Source organism: Streptomyces sp. NPDC029674 (assembly GCF_044903205.1).
Classification (GTDB): Bacteria; Actinomycetota; Actinomycetes; order Streptomycetales; family Streptomycetaceae; genus Streptomyces.
Genome location: NZ_JBJDPY010000015.1, coordinates 136,012 through 156,160, shown reverse-complemented (window position 1 = coordinate 156,160; position 20,149 = coordinate 136,012). Strand labels below are relative to the sequence as shown.

At 72.3% G+C, this 20,149-nt stretch carries 17 protein-coding genes; 3 read left to right on the top strand and 14 right to left on the bottom strand.

Going from position 1 to position 20,149, the window contains the following annotated elements:
• Window positions 1-75 precede the first annotated feature (75 nt).
• The 3 genes from ACI2L3_RS31140 to ACI2L3_RS31130 form a co-directional block, all read right to left on the bottom strand.
• Window positions 76-1,365: a sensor histidine kinase gene (locus tag ACI2L3_RS31140; RefSeq protein WP_404755725.1), complete on the bottom strand. Its 1,290-nt coding sequence runs from the start codon at window positions 1,363-1,365 to the stop codon at window positions 76-78.
• Between the two features lie 7 nt (window positions 1,366-1,372).
• On the bottom strand, window positions 1,373-2,026 hold the full coding sequence (locus tag ACI2L3_RS31135) for a response regulator transcription factor (protein ID WP_404755724.1): 654 nt from the start codon (window positions 2,024-2,026) through the stop codon (window positions 1,373-1,375).
• A gap of 203 nt (window positions 2,027-2,229) precedes the next feature.
• A complete protein-coding gene (locus ACI2L3_RS31130) occupies window positions 2,230-5,112 on the bottom strand; it encodes an ATP-binding protein (protein WP_404755723.1) in 2,883 nt (960 codons plus the stop codon).
• Window positions 5,113-5,530: 418 nt separating this feature from the next.
• On the opposite strand from ACI2L3_RS31130, the gene ACI2L3_RS31125 reads away from it, so the two are divergent.
• Window positions 5,531-6,958: a lipase maturation factor family protein gene (locus ACI2L3_RS31125; RefSeq protein ID WP_404755722.1), complete on the top strand. Its 1,428-nt coding sequence runs from the start codon at window positions 5,531-5,533 to the stop codon at window positions 6,956-6,958.
• Here ACI2L3_RS31125 and ACI2L3_RS31120 read toward each other — a convergent pair.
• From ACI2L3_RS31120 to ACI2L3_RS31085, 8 genes are all read right to left on the bottom strand, one after another.
• The gene (locus ACI2L3_RS31120) at window positions 6,946-7,800 is read right to left on the bottom strand and encodes an amidohydrolase family protein (RefSeq protein WP_404755760.1); all 855 of its coding nucleotides are present in this window, start codon (window positions 7,798-7,800) and stop codon (window positions 6,946-6,948) included. The two genes, ACI2L3_RS31125 and ACI2L3_RS31120, sit on opposite strands and share 13 nt — an antisense overlap.
• A 2-nt stretch (window positions 7,801-7,802) precedes the next feature.
• Window positions 7,803-8,114, bottom strand: a complete 312-nt coding sequence (locus ACI2L3_RS31115; protein ID WP_404755721.1) for a hypothetical protein — start codon at window positions 8,112-8,114, stop codon at window positions 7,803-7,805.
• Between the two features lie 548 nt (window positions 8,115-8,662).
• Window positions 8,663-9,697: an aldo/keto reductase gene (locus tag ACI2L3_RS31110; RefSeq protein ID WP_404755759.1), complete on the bottom strand. Its 1,035-nt coding sequence runs from the start codon at window positions 9,695-9,697 to the stop codon at window positions 8,663-8,665.
• A gap of 5 nt (window positions 9,698-9,702) precedes the next feature.
• On the bottom strand, window positions 9,703-10,458 hold the full coding sequence (locus tag ACI2L3_RS31105) for an SDR family NAD(P)-dependent oxidoreductase (protein WP_404755720.1): 756 nt from the start codon (window positions 10,456-10,458) through the stop codon (window positions 9,703-9,705).
• A complete protein-coding gene (locus ACI2L3_RS31100; protein WP_404755719.1) occupies window positions 10,455-11,795 on the bottom strand; it encodes an L-fuconate dehydratase in 1,341 nt (446 codons plus the stop codon). The genes ACI2L3_RS31105 and ACI2L3_RS31100 overlap by 4 nt, the downstream gene beginning before the upstream one ends.
• 44 nt (window positions 11,796-11,839) lie before the next feature.
• Window positions 11,840-12,880: an ABC transporter permease gene (locus tag ACI2L3_RS31095; RefSeq protein WP_404755718.1), complete on the bottom strand. Its 1,041-nt coding sequence runs from the start codon at window positions 12,878-12,880 to the stop codon at window positions 11,840-11,842.
• Complete coding sequence (locus ACI2L3_RS31090; RefSeq protein ID WP_404755758.1) at window positions 12,873-14,459, bottom strand: sugar ABC transporter ATP-binding protein; 1,587 nt, start codon at window positions 14,457-14,459, stop codon at window positions 12,873-12,875. Before ACI2L3_RS31090 ends, ACI2L3_RS31095 begins: the two co-directional genes overlap by 8 nt.
• An 11-nt stretch (window positions 14,460-14,470) precedes the next feature.
• On the bottom strand, window positions 14,471-15,553 hold the full coding sequence (locus ACI2L3_RS31085; RefSeq protein ID WP_404755717.1) for a sugar ABC transporter substrate-binding protein: 1,083 nt from the start codon (window positions 15,551-15,553) through the stop codon (window positions 14,471-14,473).
• Between the two features lie 177 nt (window positions 15,554-15,730).
• Here ACI2L3_RS31085 and ACI2L3_RS31080 point away from each other — a divergent pair, with 177 nt between their 5' ends.
• Window positions 15,731-16,441, top strand: a complete 711-nt coding sequence (locus ACI2L3_RS31080; RefSeq protein ID WP_404755716.1) for a FadR/GntR family transcriptional regulator — start codon at window positions 15,731-15,733, stop codon at window positions 16,439-16,441.
• A 78-nt stretch (window positions 16,442-16,519) separates the two neighbouring features.
• Window positions 16,520-17,233, top strand: coding sequence for a hypothetical protein (locus tag ACI2L3_RS31075; protein ID WP_404755715.1), 714 nt, complete (start codon window positions 16,520-16,522; stop codon window positions 17,231-17,233).
• Here ACI2L3_RS31075 and ACI2L3_RS31070 read toward each other — a convergent pair.
• The 3 genes from ACI2L3_RS31070 to ACI2L3_RS31060 are packed head-to-tail and all read right to left on the bottom strand — an operon-like array spanning window position 17,230 to window position 20,103.
• Window positions 17,230-17,802, bottom strand: a complete 573-nt coding sequence (locus ACI2L3_RS31070; protein WP_404755714.1) for a hypothetical protein — start codon at window positions 17,800-17,802, stop codon at window positions 17,230-17,232. The genes ACI2L3_RS31075 and ACI2L3_RS31070 overlap by 4 nt on opposite strands.
• The gene (locus ACI2L3_RS31065; protein WP_404755713.1) at window positions 17,792-19,729 is read right to left on the bottom strand and encodes a caspase family protein; all 1,938 of its coding nucleotides are present in this window, start codon (window positions 19,727-19,729) and stop codon (window positions 17,792-17,794) included. Before ACI2L3_RS31065 ends, ACI2L3_RS31070 begins: the two co-directional genes overlap by 11 nt.
• The gene (locus ACI2L3_RS31060) at window positions 19,726-20,103 is read right to left on the bottom strand and encodes a hypothetical protein (protein ID WP_404755712.1); all 378 of its coding nucleotides are present in this window, start codon (window positions 20,101-20,103) and stop codon (window positions 19,726-19,728) included. The genes ACI2L3_RS31065 and ACI2L3_RS31060 overlap by 4 nt, the downstream gene beginning before the upstream one ends.
• Between the last annotated feature and the right edge of the window lie 46 nt (window positions 20,104-20,149).

The following is a 20,149-nucleotide window of genomic DNA, read 5'->3' as shown; positions in this document are numbered from 1 at the left end:
TCGTTCTCCGGGAAATCCGGGGAGCCGTCGGGGAAATACGTCGGGCGACCACGGTAGAAGTGCCGGGACATTTACTCAACGAAGACCGGCGCCCTTGTCCAACTGCGCAATGCCGACGGTGTTCCCGGCCGGTTCGTCCGGCGCGCCGGGGCAGAGCGGAAAGGCGACCTCCACCGCGAGTCCGCCGCCCGGCCGTGCCCGTGCGCTGATCGCGGCGTCGTGGGCGAGGGCGATGGCGTGCACGAGGGAGAGGCCGAGTCCGTGGTGGCCGTCGCCCGCCGTGCGGCCGAGGCGCTGGAAGGGTTCGAAGAGCCGCTCCACCTGGTCCGGCGGCACCCGGGTACCGGTGTTGGCCACGGAGACGACGGCCCGCCCGCCCCGGCCGCCGGTGGTGACCTCCAGCCATCCGCCGGGGGTGTTGTGGCCCACCGCGTTGTCCACGAGATCGGACACCAGGCGCTGGACGAGGGCCGGGTCGCCCAGCACGGCCGCGGAACCGATGGCGGCCTCCACTCGCAGCCCGCGCCCCTCGATCTCCGGGCGCGCGACGTCCAGGACCCGCTCGGCGACGCGGGCGAGGTCGAGCCGCTCCCGGTGGCCGAGGCCGCGCTGGCTGCCCGCGAGCGTAAGGAGCGACTCCAGGAGCCGGGCCTGCTGCTCGCTGATCTCCAGCAGCCGCTCGAAGTTGGCGCGGAACGACTCCGTCGTGGCGTCCCTGTCGATGAGCGCCTCCTCCAGCAGCGCGTGTTCCAGGGTGAGCGGGGTGCGCAGCTCGTGGGCGGCGTTGGCGACGAAGCGCCGGTGCGAGTCGAGCGCCGTCTCCAGGCGGCCGAGGAGCCCGTCGACGGTGTCGGCGAGCTCCTTGATCTCGTCGGCGGGCCCCTGGACGGCCAGCCGCTCGTGGAGGGTGTGCGCCGAGACGCGCCGGATGGCGCCGGTCATCGTGCGCAGCGGGCGCAGCGCACGCCGGGCGACCAGCCGGCCGAGGACCGCGGACACCACCACCATGACGGCCAGGGCGATCCCCGACTGTACGACGAACTCCCGCAGTTGGTCCGCGTGTTGGCGGAGGGCCTGTTCGTGCAGCCGCCCGATCGTGTCGTCGCCGGGCCGGGCGGCGGTGTGCACGCCGGGTCCGGCTGCCGGGCCGGCGCCGGCCTCGGCCGCGATTCCGGTTCCGGTTCCGGTCCCGTCGACGAAGCGGTCCGCCGGGAACCGGGCGACGAGCAGATACGTGATCGCGAGCAGGACCGCCCCCGAGACGAGGAACAGCGCGCCGTACAGCAGCGTGAGGCGTGCGCCCACCCGGCGGGGCAGCGGGAAGCGGGGAACGGGGGTGGAGGCGGTGAGCGAGGGCAGGCGCATGGGCCCCTCAAATCCGGTAGCCGCACCGAGGGATCGTCTCGATGACGGGCGGGGTGCCGAGCTTCGGCCGCAGGCGGTTGATCGTCGCCTTGACCGTGGTGGTGAACGGGTCCGTCGCCTCGTCCCACACCCGTTCCAGGAGCTCTTCGGCCGACACGGGCCGGCCGCGGGCCGCGAGCAGGTACTCCAGGACCGCGAACTCCTTGGGCGTGAGGGCCAGTCGCTCCCCGGCGCGCGACGCGATTCGCTGCGCCGGGTCGAGTCTGAGGTCACCGCGTACGAGGACCGGGGGCAGCGCCGCCCGCGAGCGGCGGCCGAGCGCCCGGATGCGGGCCACCAGCTCGGCGTAGGCGAACGGTTTGGGGAGGTAGTCGTCCGCGCCGAGGCTGAAGCCCGCCACCCGGTGGGCGATCGTGCCGGACGCGGTCAGCATCAGCACCCGGGCGTGCGCGGGCTGTTCGGTCAGGGTGCGGCACACCTCGTCGCCGGGCACGCCGGGCAGGTCACGGTCGAGCACGACCACGTCGTAGTCGACCACGGAGGTGCGTTCGACGGCGTCCGCGCCGTCGAGGACGACGTCGACCGCCATGCCTTCGCGGCGCAGCACCCGCGCCACGGAGTGCGCGAGCTCGACGTGGTCCTCGACCACCAGGACCCTCACCGTGGGGCCCTCATCGGGGAGCTGATCATGAAGTCCACGGTGCCCGAACCGTCGTCACGCACCGGTCACAGCCGGGTGTCCCCGGCTGCGCCCGGCCTTCCTGTGAGCCGGTCACAGATCTTCGGACCGCGGTGTGACCGCCCGCCGCGTAGAAACATGCCGTGCCCACCAACGGGGAGACGGACATGACCGATGTCCGGCCGTCAGCCCACGTGCAGCCGGTCGCAGGCGTCGTGCGTCGCGGCCCCCTCGCGGTCCTCCCCCGGTCCCGCGAGGGGGCTGAGTTTGGCCGCGAGGTCCGCGCGCCGCTGGACGGCGAGCTTGCGGTACGCACGCGTCAGGTGCTGCTCGACGGTGCTGATCGTGATGCAGAGCTTGTCGGCGATCTGCCGGTTGGTGTGGCCGCGGACGGCGAGTGTGGCCACCCGCAGTTCGGCGTTGCTGAGTTCGTCGGGATGTCGGCGGTTCCCGGACGACCACGGCTGTTCGGCGGGGTGCGGGCTGCCCGCGTCGGCCGCGGACGGCATGCTGGGCACGGGCACCCCGCACTCCCCCGCGAGCCGCTGCGCCTTGCGGGCCAGGGCCCGCGCCTGGCCGACCTTGCCGAGCTCGCGCTGCGTACGGGCCGACTCGTCGAGGGCGCGGACCAGTTCGAGGCGGTGGCCACGGTCCCGCAGGATCTCGATGGCCTCGCCGAGCAGCGGCGGCCGGTGCGCGGCGGCCAGCGTGCCGGCGAGCACCCGCAGCGAGACGGCTCGCGCGCAGCCGTTCCCCCGGTCGCTCAGGGCCAGCTGCTCCTCGGCCAGGGCCCGGGCGCGGTCGCGGTCGCCCAGGGACAGGTGGGCCTCGGCCGCGTCGGTGCGCCACGGCACCAGCGCGGGCAGGTCGAAGTCCCAGCGCCGCATGAGGTCTCCGACGGTGAGGAAGTCGTCGAGCGCGGCGTAGGGGCGTCCGGCGGCGAGGTAGTAGTGGCCGCGGGCCCGCAGGTAGAGCAGCCCGTCGGCGGTCTGGAACGCGGCGTCCGGCACGGGCACGCCGAGATGGGCGGCGGCCTCGTCGAGCCGGCCCATGACGGTTCCGGTGGACACGGCGGTGGCGACGGGCGAGGCGACGGCCACCCCCCAGCCGTCGGCGGGGACCAGGGCGAGCGCCGCGCGCGCCGACTCCTGCGCGGCGACGAGTGCGCCCGTCCTGAGCTCGATGCGCCCCTTGGCCGCGGCGAGCAGCGCCTGCCACATGGGGGCGCGCCGCTCGACGGCCTCCTTCAGCAAGGTCTCGCACCAGAAGGCCGCCGTCGCCGGACGGTCGGCGAGGACCAGCGAGTTGAGCGCCACCAGGAGCGGCGTCAGCGTGCCGTCGTCGAGGCGGGTGCTCTGCAGGATCTGTTCGGCCCGGACCACCACGTCGTCGCCGGGGCCGTCGAGGAGAGCCTTGACGAGGGTCGCCGCCCGCTGGTGCGGGCTGCGCGCCAGCGCCGCGTGCTGCGGACTCGTGTCCTGCGCCGTCGTGTGCTCCGGCGACCGGCCGAGGCAGGCACGGGCGGACGCGGGGAGGCCCGGATAGGCGTACGTCATCCAGCGGCGCGGGCAGTCGTGCCGGTAACGGGCGCCGGGGCCGGGCCGTCCCTGCCGCGCCGGGTCCGGCCGCTCGACGGCGCGCAGCACGTCGAGGGCGCGCTCCGCCCGGCCGAACCAGAGCAGGTGCCCGACGAGTTCGTCGGCGTGCCGGGCGCCGAGGCGCCCGTCCAGCGCCGCGGCGGTGAGCTCGGGCAGGTGCTGGGCGACACCGGCCGGGTTGACGCGCCAGCCCGCCCGGGTGAGCGCGGCCCGGATCTCCAGGGCCTGGTGCGGGTCGGTGCCGCTGTCGCGGGCGATCCGCAGGCAGGTGAGGGCGAGGTCGACCTCGTCGTCGGCGAGGGCGCGCTCGGCCGCCTCGATCAGCGTGCGCCGGGCCCAGGGCGCGTCGGCCGTCTCGGCCGCGATGAGGTGGCGTACGACGGCGGCCGCGGCCGCGCCGTGCTCGTGCAGCACCTGGGCGCAGCGGGCCTCGACGCGGGCGCGGTCGGCGGGCTCCAGGCTCCTGAGCACCGCGGCGCGCCCGGCGTCGTGGCGGAACCAGCCGGCGTCGAGGAGGCCCGCCTCGTTCAGCGCGCGCAGGCTGCGCAGGAGCGACTCCCTGCTGGCCCCGAGGACCTCCACCAGTTCGGCGAGCGACATGTCGGGGCCCGCCACCGCCAGGGCCCAGGCGGTGCGCCGGGTGGCGAGATCGCTGCGGTACAGACAGGTCGCGACGGCCCGTACGAACGACTCGCCCGGCACCAGACCTGCGGACGGTGTGGTTCCGGCGCCCGCGGCGCGGTGGTCCTCGATGAGCGCGCGGGTCAGCAGCGGGCTGCCGCCACCCATGTGGTGGATCTCCGAGACCAGCTTGCGCGTCCGCCACCCCGGCTCACCGAATACGGAGATCATTTCTGCGACTCCGGAGCGCTGGAGCGGGCCGAGCCTGATATTTCGGCAGCCCGGCAGACGCAGCAAATCAACGCGCAATCTCGCGTGACCGGCCAGGAAGCCACTGTTCTCACCCAGCACGACCAGAATGCGGCTGACGGCCAGCCGGCGGGCCAGGTAGAGGAGGCATTCAAGGGAGTGTTCGTCGGCATGGTGCGCGTCGTCGATACTCAGCACCAGGGGCCTTTCCCTGGCCTTTTCAAGTAGAATCCCGCAGAGCTCGGGAATCTCGTTCATGGCCACGGCGGGCAGTTCCCCCGCCGCCCGCCGCGACTGGGCCGAGCCGGCGATCAACTCCACGAGCCGCGCCGCGCGCCGGGCGTCCGCGGCGGGCAGATCGGCGCCGAGGAGCAGCTGCCCCATCACCCCGAGGGGCAGATCGCTCTCCGCGTCCGACGCTGTGGCCTGCAGATGCAGTGTGCCCGAGGCGTTGACGCGCGTCTCGAAAGCGCGCAGCAGCGCGGTCTTGCCACTGGCCACCGCGCCACTGACCAGAACGACTCCGCCATGCCCGCCCGCGCTTGAGCCGAGCATGTGTTCCATGATCGAAAGTTCTTCACCGCGTTCCACCAAGTTCATGAGCCGACTTCTCCCCCGCGGCTGACGGCTGATCCTGGAGCGGCCGTAAGACCAGCTGGATCAATTCCATCGACTAGACCGGCCACCCGACGGACGACTCTGCCATATCTGAAAATCAACTACCAGCGCTATTTGACTCAATGCCGCGCCATTACCGTCATGAATGCGCCACATCCCAGGCAATCGGACGCGCCCACTCCATATCATTCGGAAACTCTTGCGTATTTGCCTGATGACTGAACTCGGGGAAAATACGGAACGCGGTCGCGTACCGCGTGAAAAGACGGTCGTGGCGAATGGGACGGCAGCGACGAGAGGGCCGGGGAACGATTGGCCCGTTCCGCATGGCCCTCCCGACCGCCGTCTGACCGGTTCGGCTCGACGGCGGGCGCCCGCCGGCCGACGGCACAATGGACTCGTGGAGTGGTTCACCGCGGACGCGTACTGGTTGAGCCGGCTGATCTTCCAGCGGGCCCTGGCCGCGCTGTATCTCGTGGCCTTCCTGGGGGCCGCCCTGCAGTTCCGGGCGCTCATCGGGGAGCGCGGAATGCTGCCGGTGCCGCGGTACGTGGCACAGGTGCCGTTCCGGCGGGCGCCGAGCCTGTTCCAGTTCCACTTCTCGGACCGGTTCTTCGCGCTCTGCGCGTGGGCGGGGTGCGCGGTCTCGCTGGCGCTGCTGGCCGGGGCGGACGGTCTGCTGCCGCTGTGGGGCGCGATGCTGCTGTGGCTGGTGCCCTGGGCGCTGTATCTCTCCATCGTGAACGTGGGGCAGACCTGGTACGGCTTCGGCTGGGAGTCGCTGCTCCTGGAGGTGGGCTTCCTCGCGGTCTTCCTCGGCAACGACCGGGTGGCGCCGCCCGTTCTCGTGCTCTTCCTCCTGCGGTGGGTGCTCTTCCGCGTGGAGTTCGGCGCCGGGCTGATCAAGATGCGCGGCGACGCGTGCTGGCGCGAGCTCACCTGCCTGTACTTCCACCACGAGACGCAGCCGATGCCCGGCCCGCTGAGCTGGTTCTTCCACCGCCTGCCGAAGCCCGCGCACCGGGTGGAGGTCGCGGCCAACCATGTCATCCAACTGGCCGTACCGTTCCTCCTGTTCACACCGCAGCCGGTGGCGACGGGCGCGGCCTGTCTGATGATCGCGACCCAGCTGTGGCTGGTCCTGTCCGGCAACTTCGCCTGGCTGAACTGGCTCACCATCGTGGTCGCGGCATCCGCGCTCGACCTGTCCGCCTGGCACACGGCACCCGCTGTCGCGCAGGCGCCCCTCTGGTACGTGGTGGTGGTGACCGCCGTCTCCGTGCTGCTCCTGGCGCTGAGCTACCGTCCGGTGCGCAATCTGCTGTCCCGGCGGCAGGTCATGAACCGCTCGTTCGACCCGCTGCACCTCGTCAACGCGTACGGCGCGTTCGGCAGCGTCAGCCGTGTCCGCCAGGAGGTCGTCATCGAGGGCACGGCGGACGAGGCGCCGCGCGAGGACGGGGACTGGCGGGCGTACGAGTTCAAGGGGAAGCCCGGTGACGTACGCCGCTGGCCGCGCCAGTTCGCGCCGTACCATCTGCGGCTCGACTGGATGATGTGGTTCGCCGGGCTCTCCCCCGCGTACGCGCGGTCGTGGTTCGGCCCGCTGGTGGAGCGCCTCCTGGACGGCGACCGGGACACGCTGCGGCTGCTGCGGAGCTCGCCGTTCCCGCCCGACGCGCCGCCCGCGTACATCCGCGCCCGGCTCTACCGCTACCGGTACACGACCTGGCGCGAGCGGCGCGAGACGGGCGCCTGCTGGGAGCGTACGTACGTCCGTGAGTTCCTGTCGCCGACCCGGCTCGCCCCGCCCGCTCAGAAGCGGTAGACGCGCCGGGCCGTACCGCCGAACACCTCGGCGCGCTCAACCGCGTCCAGGGACCCGGTCAACAGCCGCGCGGTGTCCAGGACTTCGACGTACGACGCCGCGAGCGTGCTGACGGGCCAGTCGGAGCCGAACATCAGCCGGCGGGGCCCGAACGCCTCGACCACGGTGTCCGCGAAGGGCCGCAGGTCATCCACGGTCCACGTCGCGTGATCGGCCTCGGTGACCAGGCCCGAGAGCTTGCACACCGTGTTGGGGCGGGCGGCGAGCGCGCGGACCGCCGACGCCCAGGGTTCGAGGGCCCCCGACAGGACGGGCGGCTTGCCCGCATGGTCGAGGACGAAGGTGAGCTCGGGCAGGTCGGCCGCCGCCTTGGCGCAGGCGGGCAGCTGATGAGGCAGGACGAGCAGATCGTAGACGAGCCCGGCCTCGGCGACCGCGGCCAGTCCCCTGCGGACGTCAGGCCGCAGCAGCCATTCGGGCTCCGGTTCGCCCTGCACTTGATGGCGAACACCCACCAGGTGCCGCCCGCCCGGGAGTTCACGGAGCGCGGCCAGCGTGTCGCCCACGTCCGGTCTCGTGAGGTCCGTCCAGCCGACGACCCCCGCGACGAGGTCACTGTCCGCCGCGAGGGCGAGCAGCTCCGGCGTCTCGCCCGCGACGGCGACGGTCTGGACGAGGACGGTGGCCCCGACGCCGGCCGCGCGGGCCTCGGGCGCAAGGTCGGCGAAGGAGAAGTCCCTGCGGATCGGCGCGAGGGCGTCCCCGGTGATCCAGTCCTGGTCGCGCACGGACAGGTCCCACACGTGGTGGTGGGCGTCGACGACAGGACCGGAAGGGCGCACGGTCACGACAGCCCCCGGACGCCGGCAAGCCCCGCGTGGGTGCCCTCGGCGGAGCACTCATGGACGACGTCAAGGAGCTCGGCCGACGACCGGGCCTGCCGGGCGACGCCGACCGGCAGCCGCTCCAGCGATGGGACGCCTGCGGCACGGAACGCGGCGGTGAGTCCGGCGGGGGCCTCGCGGTGCGGGGCGTCGAAGGCGTCGGCGCGGGGGGCGCGGGCGACGCGGCCAGCGCGGACGACACGGACGGCACGGACGGCACGGACAGCGCAGTCGGCGCGGACGACACGGACGGCACGGACGGCGTGGACCACACAGCCAGCGCGGACGACTCGGTTGGCATGGTCGGCACAGCCAGCACGGTGGCCATAGCCAGCAGGGACGGCACGGCCGGTGCGGCCGGTGCCGCCGGTGTGGTCGGTGCCGCCGGTGTGGTCGGTATGGTCGGTGCTGCCGGCACAGCCAGCGCGGACGACACGGCCGGTGCGGTCGGCCCGGTTGGCACGGTCGGCGCGGCTGGCACAGCCAGCGCGGACGACCCGGACGGAGCGGACGGAGCGGACGGAGCGGACGGCGCGGCAAGCGCGGCAAGCACGGACGGCGCGGCAAGCACGGACGGCGCGGACGGCACAGCAAGCGCGGTCGGCGCGGACGGCACGCCCAGTGCGGACGGTGCAGCCGGCGCGGTCGGCGCGGACGGCGCGCACGGCGCGCACGGCGCGCACGGCGCGCACGGCGCGGACGGCACAGCAAGCGCGGACGGCACGCCCAGCGCGGACGGCACGCCCAGCGCGGACGGCACGCCCAGTGCGGACGGCGCGCCCAGTGCGGGCGGTGCGGGTCTTGGTGTGCGGGGTGACTTTCACAGATGGCCCCTTCCCCGTACGCCCTCCGGCGTATCCCCGTGCCCCTCGCCGGGGACCGGCACCTCCGTCGGCAGCAGCCCCGCCTCCTTCGCCTCACGCCAGAAGCCGGGGGGCACCACTGCGGCGAACTCGCGTGCCGCGTCCAGGACTTGTTCGGGTGCGCGGATGCCGACCAGGATGCTGGCGACGGCCGGGTGGGCGAAGGGGAAGGCGAGTGCGGCGGCCCGGAGCGTGGTGCCGTGGCGTTCGGCGAGCGACCGCAGGGCGCGGGCGCGGGCCAGTAGTTCGGGTGGCGCCTCGGTGTAGTCGAACCGTGCCCCCGGCCGGGGGTCCGCGAGCAGCCCGGAGTTGAAGACCCCGCCGATGACGACCGAGGTGCCGCGCTCGCTCGCCGCGGGCAGCAGCTCGGTGAGGGCCCGGTGGTCGAGGAGCGTGTAGCGGCCGGCGCAGAGCACGGCGTCGACGTCCGTGTCGCGGACGAAGCGGGTGAGCATCTCGGCCTGGTTCATGCCCGCGCCGATCGCGCCGACGACACCCTCGGACCGCAGCTGCTCCAGGGCGGGGTAGCCCTCGCGGAAGGCTTCTTCGGCGTGGTGGTCGGGGTCGTGGAGGAAGACGACGTCGACGCGGTCGACGCCGAGGCGGACGAGGCTCGACTCGAGCGAGCGGCGCACGCCGTCCGCGCTGAAGTCCCACACCCTGCGGTGCGTGCGCGGCACGGCGAAGCCGCCGTCGGCGAGGTCGTCACCCGTGATCCCGTCGGCCGGCTCCAGGAGCCTGCCGACCTTCGTCGAGATGACGTACGAGGAGCGGTCCCGGCCGCGCAGTGCCTCGCCCAGTCTGCGCTCGGAGAGGCCGAGGCCGTAGTGCGGGGCGGTGTCGAAGTAGCGGATGCCCGCGTGCCAGGCGTGGTCGAGGGCGGTGGCGGCCTGTTCGTCGGTGACGGGCGCGTAGAGGTTGCCGATGCCGGCGGCGCCGAAGGACAGGGCGGTCACCTCGACGCCGCTGGTTCCGAGGGCGCGCCGCGCCAGGCCCCTCACCGGTCCACCGGCCGGAGTCGCAGGCCCTGCATGCCGCCGTCGACGGCGAGCGCGGTCCCGGTGGTGGCGCCGGACAGGGGGCTCGCCAAGTAGGCGATGGCGCCCGCCACTTCGTCCGCCGTGACGAGGCGTCCGGTGGGCTGGCGGGCAGCCAGCGCGGCCCGTTCGGCGGCCGGGTCGGAGGCCGCGTCCAGCAGGCGGCCGATCCACGGGGTGTCAACGGTGCCGGGGTTGACGCAGTTGACGCGGATCCCTTCGCGTACATAGTCGGCGGCCATGGCGAGCGTGAGGGAGAGCACCGCCCCCTTGGACGCCGCGTACAGGGCGCGCCGCGGGAGGCCCGCGGTGGCGGCAATGGAGCAGGTGTTGACGATCGCCGCGTGGGTGGAGACGCGCAGGTGGGGCAGGGCGGCGCGGGTGGTGCGGACGACCCCGAGGACGTTGACGTCCAGGACGGTGTGCCACTGGGTGTCGTCGTTGTCCTCGACGGTGCCCTGGGCGCCGATGCCCGCGTTGTTGACCAGCACGTCGAGCCCGCCGAGGTCGGCGGCGGCCGAGGCGACGGCGTCCCGTACGGACGCGTCGTCGCCGACGTCGGCGGTGTACGCGTGCAGGGGTTTCCGCACGCTGCCCGGGTCGAGGTCGAGGACGGCCACCTCCGCTCCGCGCGCGGCGAGGAGTTCGGCGGTGGCGCGGCCGATGCCGGAGGCCCCGCCGGTGACCAGGGCCTTGAGCCCCTGGAAGTCGGTCATGTTGCTGCTCCCTTGTCCCGTGCGAGGTCGGCGGCCCAGAACCTGCCGCCCGGATAGGTGAATTCGGCGATGGACTCGGCCCGCATGGTCGCCGAGAAGCCGGGTGCGGTCGGTGCCGTGTAGTGGCCCGCGCGGATGACCACCGGGTCGGTGAAGTGCTCGTGGAGGTGATCGACGTACTCGATGACGCGGTTCTCGGTGGTACCGGCGAGTGCCACGTAGTCGAACATCGACAGGTGCTGGACGAGTTCGCACAGGCCGACGCCACCCGCGTGCGGGCAGACAGGGACGCCGAACTTCGCGGCAAGGAGCAGGATCGCCAGGTTTTCGTTGACTCCGCCGACCCGCGCCGCGTCGATCTGGAGGATGTCGATGGCGCCGGCCTGGAGGAGCTGTTTGAAGACGATGCGGTTCTGCACGTGTTCGCCGGTGGCGATTTTGACGGGGGCGACGGCCGTGCGGATCGCGGCGTGGCCGAGGACGTCGTCGGGGCTGGTGGGCTCCTCGACCCAGTAGGGGTCGAACTCGGCGAGGGCGCGGGTCCACCGGACGGCCTCGTCGACGTTCCAGCGCTGGTTGGCGTCGACGGCCATGCGGATGTCGGGGCCGATGGCCTCGCGGGCGGTGCGGCAGCGGCGGATGTCGTCGTCGAGGTCGGCGCCGACCTTCAGCTTGATCTGCGTGAAGCCGTCGGCGACGGCCTGCCGGGCGAGCCGGGTGAGCTTCTCGTCGCTGTAGCCGAGCCAGCCGGGAGAGGTGGTGTAGCCGGGGAAGCCGTGCTCCTTGAGCCTGGCCGTGCGGTCCGCCGCGCCCGTACGGCCGGATCGCAGCAGCTCCAGGGCCTCCTCCGGTGTGAGGGCGTCGGCGATGTAGCGGAAGTCGACCTGGGAGACGAGCCATTCGGGCGGGGCGTCGGCGAGCAGCTGCCAGAGCGGCTTGCGGGCACGCTTGGCCGCGAGGTCCCAGACGGCGTTGACGACGGCGCCGATGGCCATGTGCATCACGCCCTTCTCGGGGCCGAGCCAGCGCAGCTGGCTGTCGCCGACGAGGTCGCGGTTGAGCGTGCCGGGGTCGGCGCAGAGCTCGTCGACGGGGCGGCCGATCACGTGGTGGCGCAGGGAGCGGATCGCTGCGACCTGCACGTCGTTGCCGCGGCCGATGGTGAAGGCGAAGCCGTGCCCCGCCAGGCCGTCGCCGGCGTCGGTGCGGAGCACGACGTAGGCGGCGGAGTAGTCGGGGTCCGGGTTCATCGCGTCGGACCCGTCCAGTTCCCGTGAGGTCGGGAACCGGATGTCGTAGGTGTCGACCGCGGTGATGCGGGAGGGGGTCGGGGACACGGGAGGCCTTTCCGGAATGGGGCGGGGTGGCGGCGGACGGCGGGTCAGTCCTGTGCGCGGCCCGTGGTGACGCGCGCGATCATCAGGGCGACCAGGATGATTCCGCCGTAGATGGCCTGGATCCAGAAGGACGGCACCTGGGCGAGGGTGAGCAGGTTCTGTACGACGCCGAGGAGCAGGACGCCGGTGAGGGCGCCGGACATGGTGCCCTTGCCGCCGTCGAGGCTGATGCCGCCGATGACCGCGGCGGCGAACACCGTGAAGATCATGTTCTGGCCCTGGTTGGCGTTGATGGCGCCCACGTATCCGGTCTGCATGAGTCCACCGGTCACGGCGAGGGCGCCCGCGACGACGAACACGCCGAGCATGACGCGTTCGACGCGGATGCCGGCGGCCCGCGCCGCTTCCGCGTTGCCGCCGATCGCGTACAGGGCACGGCCCACGCGGTGGTACTTGAGGAGGAAGCCCGCGATGCCGAAGGCGGCCGCCGCGAGCCACACCGACAGGGGAATGTGCAGGAAGGTGGAGGTGGCGAGGGTGTAGAAGGACTCGGGCATGCCGAAGAGGGTCTTGCCCTCGGTGGCGCCGACGAGCAGGCCGCGCAGCACGATCAGCATCGCGAGCGTCACGATGAACGCGTTGAGTCCGAGCTTGACGACGAGGATGCCGTTGAAGGCGCCGATGACCGCGCCGACGAGCAGGATGGCGAGGATGCCGACGGCGGCGGGCAGCTCCGTGCCGAATCCGGCCTGGGCGGCGGGCAGTACGAGGAGCGCGCCGACGGCGGGCGCGATGCCGACGACCGACTCCAGGGACAGGTCGAACTTGCCGGTGATGAGGACGAGCGACTCGGCGAGGACGACCATCGCGAGCGCGGCGGACGCGCCGAGGACGGAGATGAGGTTCCGTTCGGTCAGGAACGAGTCGTTGAGGAGTGCGCCGAGGAGGGTGAGCAGGGCGAGTGCGGGGACGAGGGCGAGTTCGCGCGCCCTTCGCAGGGCGATGCTCTTCGCTGCGCGGGGCCCGCCGGGGCGGAGCCGTGCGGCGGTGTCGGCCTTCACGGCCGGGGCCTTGAGATCAGCCATGGTCTCCTCCTTGAGTGTCGACCGCGGGCCGGTGGGGGTCGTTCGCGCAGTTCCCCGCGCCCCTGACGGGGCTGGTCCGTCCCACCCCCTCGATCGACGCGATCAGGTCGTGTTCGTTGAAGCCCGCCGCGTGCTCCGCGACGATCCGGCCGTGGAAGAGGACGAGCACGCGGTCGCAGCGGCGCAGGTCGTCCAGTTCGTCGGAGACGACGAGCACGGCGGTGCCGTCGTCGCGGGCGCTGTCCACGCGGGCGAGCAGGGACTCCTTGGATTTCACGTCGACGCCCGCGGTCGGGTTGATGAGGACCAGCAGGCGCGGGTCGGAGGCGAGGGCGCGGGCCATCACGACCTTCTGGGCGTTGCCTCCGGACAGGTCGGAGACGGGCTGGCCGGGGCCCTCCGCGTGGATGTCGAGACGTTCGATGAGGTCGTCGGCGAAGCGGCGCTTCGCACCGATGCCGACGAATCCGTGGCGGCCGAGCCGGTCGAGGACGCTCATCGTGGCGTTGTCGCCGATGGTCATGCCGAAGACGAGGCCCTGGCCGTGGCGGTCGCGCGGGACGCAGCCCACTCCGGCACGCAGGGCGGCGGTCACATCACCGAACGGCAGCCTCTCGCCGCCCAGTTGGGCGGTCCCCGCGGCCGGGGTGTGGAGTCCGGCGAAGCTCTCCGCGAGGCTGGTCTTGCCGCTGGCGCTGGAGCCCGCGAGGCCGACGACCTCGCCCTCGCGCACGGTCAGGTCGATGTCGGTGTACGACTCGCTCGTCAGGCCCTTGACGTCGAGCAGCACGGGGGCGTCCACGGGGACCCCGGCGCGGGCCACGGCCAGCTCGGCGTCGGCCTGCCGGTCGATGACCTCGCCGGCCATCGCCTCCACCAGTGCGGCGTGCGGCAGTTCGGCGACGGGTGCGCTGGTGATCCAGCGGGCGTCGCGCAGCACGGTGACGGTCTGGCACACCTCATACACCTCCTGGAGGTGGTGCGAGATGAACAGGAACGTGACGCCGGAGTCCTGGAGGGCGCGCATGCGGGTGAAGAGGCGCTCGATCTCGCGGTTGTCGAGCTGCGCGGTCGGCTCGTCGAGGACGATGAAGCGCGCGCCGAAGCTCAACGCCCGTGCGATCTCCACCATTTGGCGGTCCTCGACCTGGAGGTCGGCGGTGCGGGCATCGGGGTCGACGCGCACGTCCCAGGTGTCGAGGACCCGTGCCGCCTCGGTGCGCAGCCGCCGCCAGCTGATGAAGCCGCCGCGGCCCGCAGGCTGCCGGTTGATGAAGAGGTTCTCGGCGACGGTCAGTTCGGGGACGACGGTGGGCTTCTGGTAGACGCAGGCCACCTTGCGGCGCCAGGCGTCGCGGTCGGTGAGCGGCGGGGCGGGTTCGCCGTCGAAGCGGACGGTGCCCGCGTCGGGCGCCTGGAGCCCGGTGAGGACGGAGACGAGGGTGGACTTGCCCGCGCCGTTGCGGCCGACGACGGCGTGCGACTCGCCCGGCAGGACGGTCAGGCGGCCGTCCCGCAGTGCGACGGTGGGTCCGTACCGTTTGACGATGCCGGACGCCTCGACGAGCGGGACGTTCATCGTGTGGGCGCTCATTGGACCGTGTTGCCCCACAGCTCGGCGTCGTCGACGTTCTTCTCGGTGACGAGCGGGGCGGGCAGTTGGTCCTCGAGGATGCCGCTGGGCAGCTCGACGATCGTCGAACCGTGGTCGGTCGGGCCCGGCTTGAACTTCTCGCCGTTCATCGCGGCCTTGATGTAGTGCATGCCGTACTTGGCGTACGCGTCGGCGGGCTGCGAGACGGTGGCGTCGATCTGGCCCTTGCGGATCGCGTCGAACTCCTGCGGGATGCCGTCGTTGGAGATGACGGTGATGTGGCCCTTCTGCCCCGCCTTCTTCAGCATCCCCTTGGACTTGAGGGTCTGGAGGGTGGGTGCGAGGTAGACGCCGCCCGCCTGGAGATAGATGCCCTTGATGTCGGGGTCGGAGTTGAGCAGCGTGTCCAGCTTGGCTGCGGCCGTGTCGGACTTCCACTCGGCGGGGATCTCCAGGACCTTCAGCTTCGGATGCTTCTTCTTCACGCAGTCGCGGAAGGCCTTGGAACGCTCGCGGCCGTTGACCGACGCGAGGTCCCCCATGATCTGCACGACCTTGCCGGTCCTGACCCGGCCGCCGAGGTAGTCACAGGCCTTCTCGCCGTACGCGACGTTGTTGGCCCGCACCACCATCGCGACCTTCCCCTTCTCGGGCGCCACGTCCACGGCGACGACGGGCACGCCTTTGCGCTCGGCCTGGTCGAGGCCCGCGGCGATCGCGGCGCTGTCGAGCGGCGCGACGACGATTCCCTTCACGCCCTGGTTCAGCTGGTTGTTGATGTCGGTGATCTGCTGCGACGGGTCGCTGTTGGAGTTGACGGTCTTCATCGCGTCGACGTCCTCGGACTTCGCCATCTTCGGGACGTAGTCGTTATACGACTGCCAGAACGGTGAGGTCAGCAGGGGCAGGATCACCCCGACCCTGCCCTCGCCGCCGCCTCCGCCGCCGGGCGACGCGGCGTCCTTCGTACTGCCGCACGCGGCGAGGACGAGGGACGCGCAGGCGGCCGCCGCCGCGGCGCGCACCGCCCGTGAACTTCCCGCCCTGCTGGACCTGTTGCGCGCTTTCCTGTCGGCCATCTGACGGCTCCTCATCGAGCGGGATCGCTAGGGAACGAGCGTGGTCGGGCGATATTTATCAGACCACTTGCCGCCCACAACACCCCTCGTCGTCAACTTCCCGCACTTTCCGGCCGTAGTGGTCCGACCACATCTCTGACTAGACTGCGGCGCACTCGGCCAGCAAGGGAGCGTTACGTGGACCAGCCAGAGCAGTCCGCCCCGCAGAAGGGCACCGTGACGCAGCGGGCCATCGAGCAGATCAAGGCGATGATCGGCGAGGGCCGCCTCGAACCGGGCCAACGGCTGCCGACCGAGCGGGATTTGGCGGTCCAGCTGGGCATATCGCGCAGCTCGATGCGGGAGGCCATCCGCGCGCTGACGGTCCTCGGCGTCCTCGAAGCGCGGCACGGCTCCGGCATCTACGTCACCCAGCTGGAGGCCGGGGACCTCCTGGAGACCTTCGGAGTCGTGGCGGACCTCTCCCGCGGCCCGCAACTCGTCGAACTCCTCGAAGTACGCCGGGTCCTGGAGTCCACGGCGACCGCACTCGCGGCGGCCCGGATCACGGAAACCCAACTGGCTGACGTGGGCAAGCACTTGGAGGCGATGAACGCCACCGATGACCCGGAGGAGATCCTCTCCCACGATCTGGCGTTCCACCGCACGATCGCCTTCGCCGCGGGCAACGAGACGATGGCCGCGATACTGGAGGGCCTGTCGTCGCGCACGTTCCGCGCGCGGGTGTGGCGCGGCTACCAGGAGGAGGACGCCTTCGAACGCACCCGCCGCGAACACGCCCGCATCCACCGGGCACTCGTGGCGCGGGACCCCGAGGCGGCACGGGCCGCCGCGGCGGCGCACGTGGGCGAGGTGGAGGAGTGGCTGCGGTCGCAGCTGGAGGGGTGAACCAGCGGCCGCACGGACGCGTTATACGGATGCGTTAAATGGGCGGCGCGCGCCGGGCGGCCCTGACACCATCCCCGGGTGATCACCGACCCACGCACCACCTCGTACGCGCACGCGGCCATACGCAACAACGCCGACTGGTGCGACGCCGTCTGCCGTTCCCACGGCGTGCCCGGCGTCTTCGCCCCGCGCGTCTGGGCCAGTCCCCGACGCACTCCCCCGCTCTACCCCGACGCCGTGACGCTCTCCCCCGACGCGACGCCCGACGACGTTCTGACCCGCATCGACCTCACCTCCCCCGGCGCCTCCGTCAAGGACAGCTTCGGCACGCTGGACCTGTCCGGGGCCGGCTTCGAGGTGCTGTTCGAGGCGCGGTGGATCCACCGGCCCGCGGCGGAACCCGCGCGCGGGCAGGAGGGCTGGAGGCCCGTCGAAGACGCTGACGGGCTCTCCGAGTGGGAAGCCGCCTGGAGCGGCGACGGACAGGGCGGCGAACTATTCCGGCCGCCGCTGCTCGACGACGGATCCGTCTTCCTCGCGGCCACCGGCACCGGAGGAGGCGTCACGGCGGGCGCCGTCGCCCACCCCGCCGCGTCCGTCATCGGCATCTCCAACCTCTTCACCGCCGACGACGACCTGGACACCGCCTGGCGCTCCTGCCTGGACGCCACGGCCCGGCTCTGGCCCGGGGTGCCGGTCGTCGGCTACGAGCACGGGGACGACCTGGCGGCCGCCGTCCGCCACGGCTTCACACCCGTCGGCCCGCTGCGCGTGTGGCTGCGGACGTCCTAGCCGATCGGCAGCCGCTCCACCCGCGGGTCCTCCCACTCGGCACTGAAGGACGGGCAGGCCGCGTCACCGCCGTCCCAGGACATGGTGATCGCGACCGCGTCGGGAGTGCGGTGCAGGGCGAAGTCCGTCTGCACCGTGTACGCGCGCAGCCATCTGAGGCTGCCGCCACCGGCCCGGGCGCCGTCGACGCGGACCTCCCAGCGGATGCGCCGGTCCACGCAGCCACGGGGCACGGAGAGGCTGAGGACGCCGTGCAGTTCATTGCCCTCGAAACCGGAATCGCGGGCGGGCCCTTCGACACGGAAGCCGCTCTCGGCACGCCGGCGTACGTCCCAGGTGAGGTAGCGCCTCGTGACGGAGAACTTTCCACCGCTGACCTCCGCACGAGAGACGGGGGTTGATCCCCGGCCGGCGTAGGTCAGGTGGAGGTCGTGCGTCACGAAGTTCCAGACGGCCAAGCCGGCGACGATGAGCACGCCCGCGAGGAGGACGGAGATCAGGCAGCCCGCCGAGGCGGCGTCCCCGGGAGCCTTCCGTTTCCCTGCACCTCCCGCCCCGTCAGAAGGCATAGGCCACATCGAAGCTCTTGGCCAGACGCGGCCTCTCCCACACCAGCCCGAACGTGTCGCACGTCCCGGCCGCCCCGGTCGCGCCGACGCGCATCGTGACCTTCTCCGCGGGGGACCGCAGCGGGAAGTCGGTCGCGATCTCCTGGCTCGTCCCCCGCCCGGCGATCTCGGCGGTTCCCTTCTTGAAGGAGCGGCCGTCGACGGTGATCTCCCAGACGGCTTCGACGGGCTTGCTCCCGCATTCCCGTCCCGCCTCCAGGCGCAGCGTGCCCTCCAGCCGGTCTGTCGGGGCATCGTCGTCCACCGCGAAGGTACTGCTCACACTGCCCGCCACATCCCAGATGTACGCCTCGCCCGAGACCGTGGGCCGCCGTCCGCCGGACGGCTCGAGAGCGACGGTGCCCCCGCTGACGGCGAGACCGATGAGCAGATAGCCCAGCACCGCCGCGACCAGCACGGCGAAGGCGCAGCCGGCGCCCACCGAAGCGGAGGGAGGCGGGTCCGGGGCACGGCTGGAGCGGGTGGGCGTAGCGGACACGTCCGGTCCCGAGGTGGGGGCGGTGGCCCTCTCGTCGCCCTCGACATGCCCCTCCTGCCGCGCCACGGCCGACACCTTCGCCACGGCGGCGGACTCGTGCCCCGACGGCTCCTCCCTCTCCGCGTCGGAGTCCGGAGCCAGCAGCCTGCGCGCCTGCAGACGCAGCACATCGACCTCGCGCCGCAGCCGGTCGATGTCCTCACGTGCCTCGGCCAGCTCGCCGTCGGTGACCTTGATGTACTGCTGTGCGTGTGCGAGCCGGCTCAGCAGCCTGTCGCGTTCCGCGACGAGCGCGGATCCGTTCAGTTCCCGGGCGAGCTCCTCCAGTTCGGCCCTGAGCCGGTCCGCCTCCTCCCGCCAGTACAGCAGTTGCGTGTCCGCGTCCTCGCTCGCGCGCTGGGCGAGGCGTCGCAACTCGTGCAGCCGGTTCCTCTTCTCCGGCGGGAGCGGCCTGCCGCGGGTGCCGAGGAGGTCCGTGACAGCGTCGAGCACCGCCTTGGGAGCGATGCGGCCGCCCCGGAGGTAGCGCTTGACCTGGGCCGGGGGCAGGCCGAGGGCCTCACCGAGGTCTGCCGTGCCGAGACCGGACCCCACGGTCGCGCTCAGGGCGCCCGCGTAGGCGACGGCTTCCGGGCTCACCGCCTGATCCCACCGGTTGTGGGCGAGGACGATGCGGTGGCCGAAGCCGTCCGCACGCTGCTGGGGTTCCGGGCGGCCCTTGGCGATCAGCTCGCGGCGGACGTGGACGAAGAGCGAGTCCGTGTCGAGCAGGTCGGGGCCGTCCGGAATACCCCGGTCGAGCGCCTCGATGACCTCGCCGGTGAACGCCGTGTAGGTCTCGTCCTGCGGAGCCAGCGCCCGGACCGTCGCCGACGCCGCAGCCAGCAGGTAGGTCCCCTTGATCCCCGCCAGGTCGGCCAGCTCCTCGTCGGGCGACCCGAGGTGGTCCGTGAGCGCCCGCCCGCCGTAACAGCAGTCCAGGATGACGAGGCGCTGCCGTGCGGTGCACACCTCCAGCAGGACGCGCCGGATGTGGTTGAAGTCCAGGGCGTTGTAAAGCCGTTCGTGGTCTCCGCTGGGCAGGGCCAGGTGCAGGCCGAACTTGAGCGGGGAGAGGCCGTGTCCGGCGAAGTACACCAGGAAGGCGTCCGTGGCCTCCGCGGCGGCCGTGTGCAAGGTCTGCATGACCTGCGGGACCGAGCTCGCCTTGTCGCCGGTCAGGTCGATGCAGTGCTTCTCGGGCAGGCCCCACAGGTCGTCGTCCATGAGCAGTTCCTTGAGCTTGCTCACGTTGTTGTCGACCGTGGGCAGGTCCGGCAACTTCTCGTACGTCGACACCCCGATCAGCACCGCGCGGGTCCTGGCGGGGTCGGGGAAGGACGACGTCACGCGTCGTCCTGGAGGACAGCCGTGATGCGGCGGATCTCGTCGTCGGAAGCGCCGTGGACCGTCACGGAGCCGCGCCCGGTCGTCACCGTCACCGCGGGCGCGGAGGGGCGGGCGGTGCGCCAAGCGGCGTACGCCACCGCGAGGTTGAGGGCAGCGATGCCGTGCCCCAGCAGCACGTCGATGATGTCGACGGTGCCCATGGTCGCGGCGTCGCCGTCCTGCCGCGCGGGACGGAGGCCGATGTCCGCATGATCCCGTACATCGGCGGTCTGCCTCAGCCACGTGTAGAGATCGAGGGTGGCGCATTCCCCGCCCCCGGCGCCGGATTCATCGAGACGGATCTGCACACTCCGTGCGCTGAGCTGACGTTCCATGACGAGTCACGGTAACCAGAGCGGACGCCCCGCGTGGGTGAGTTGT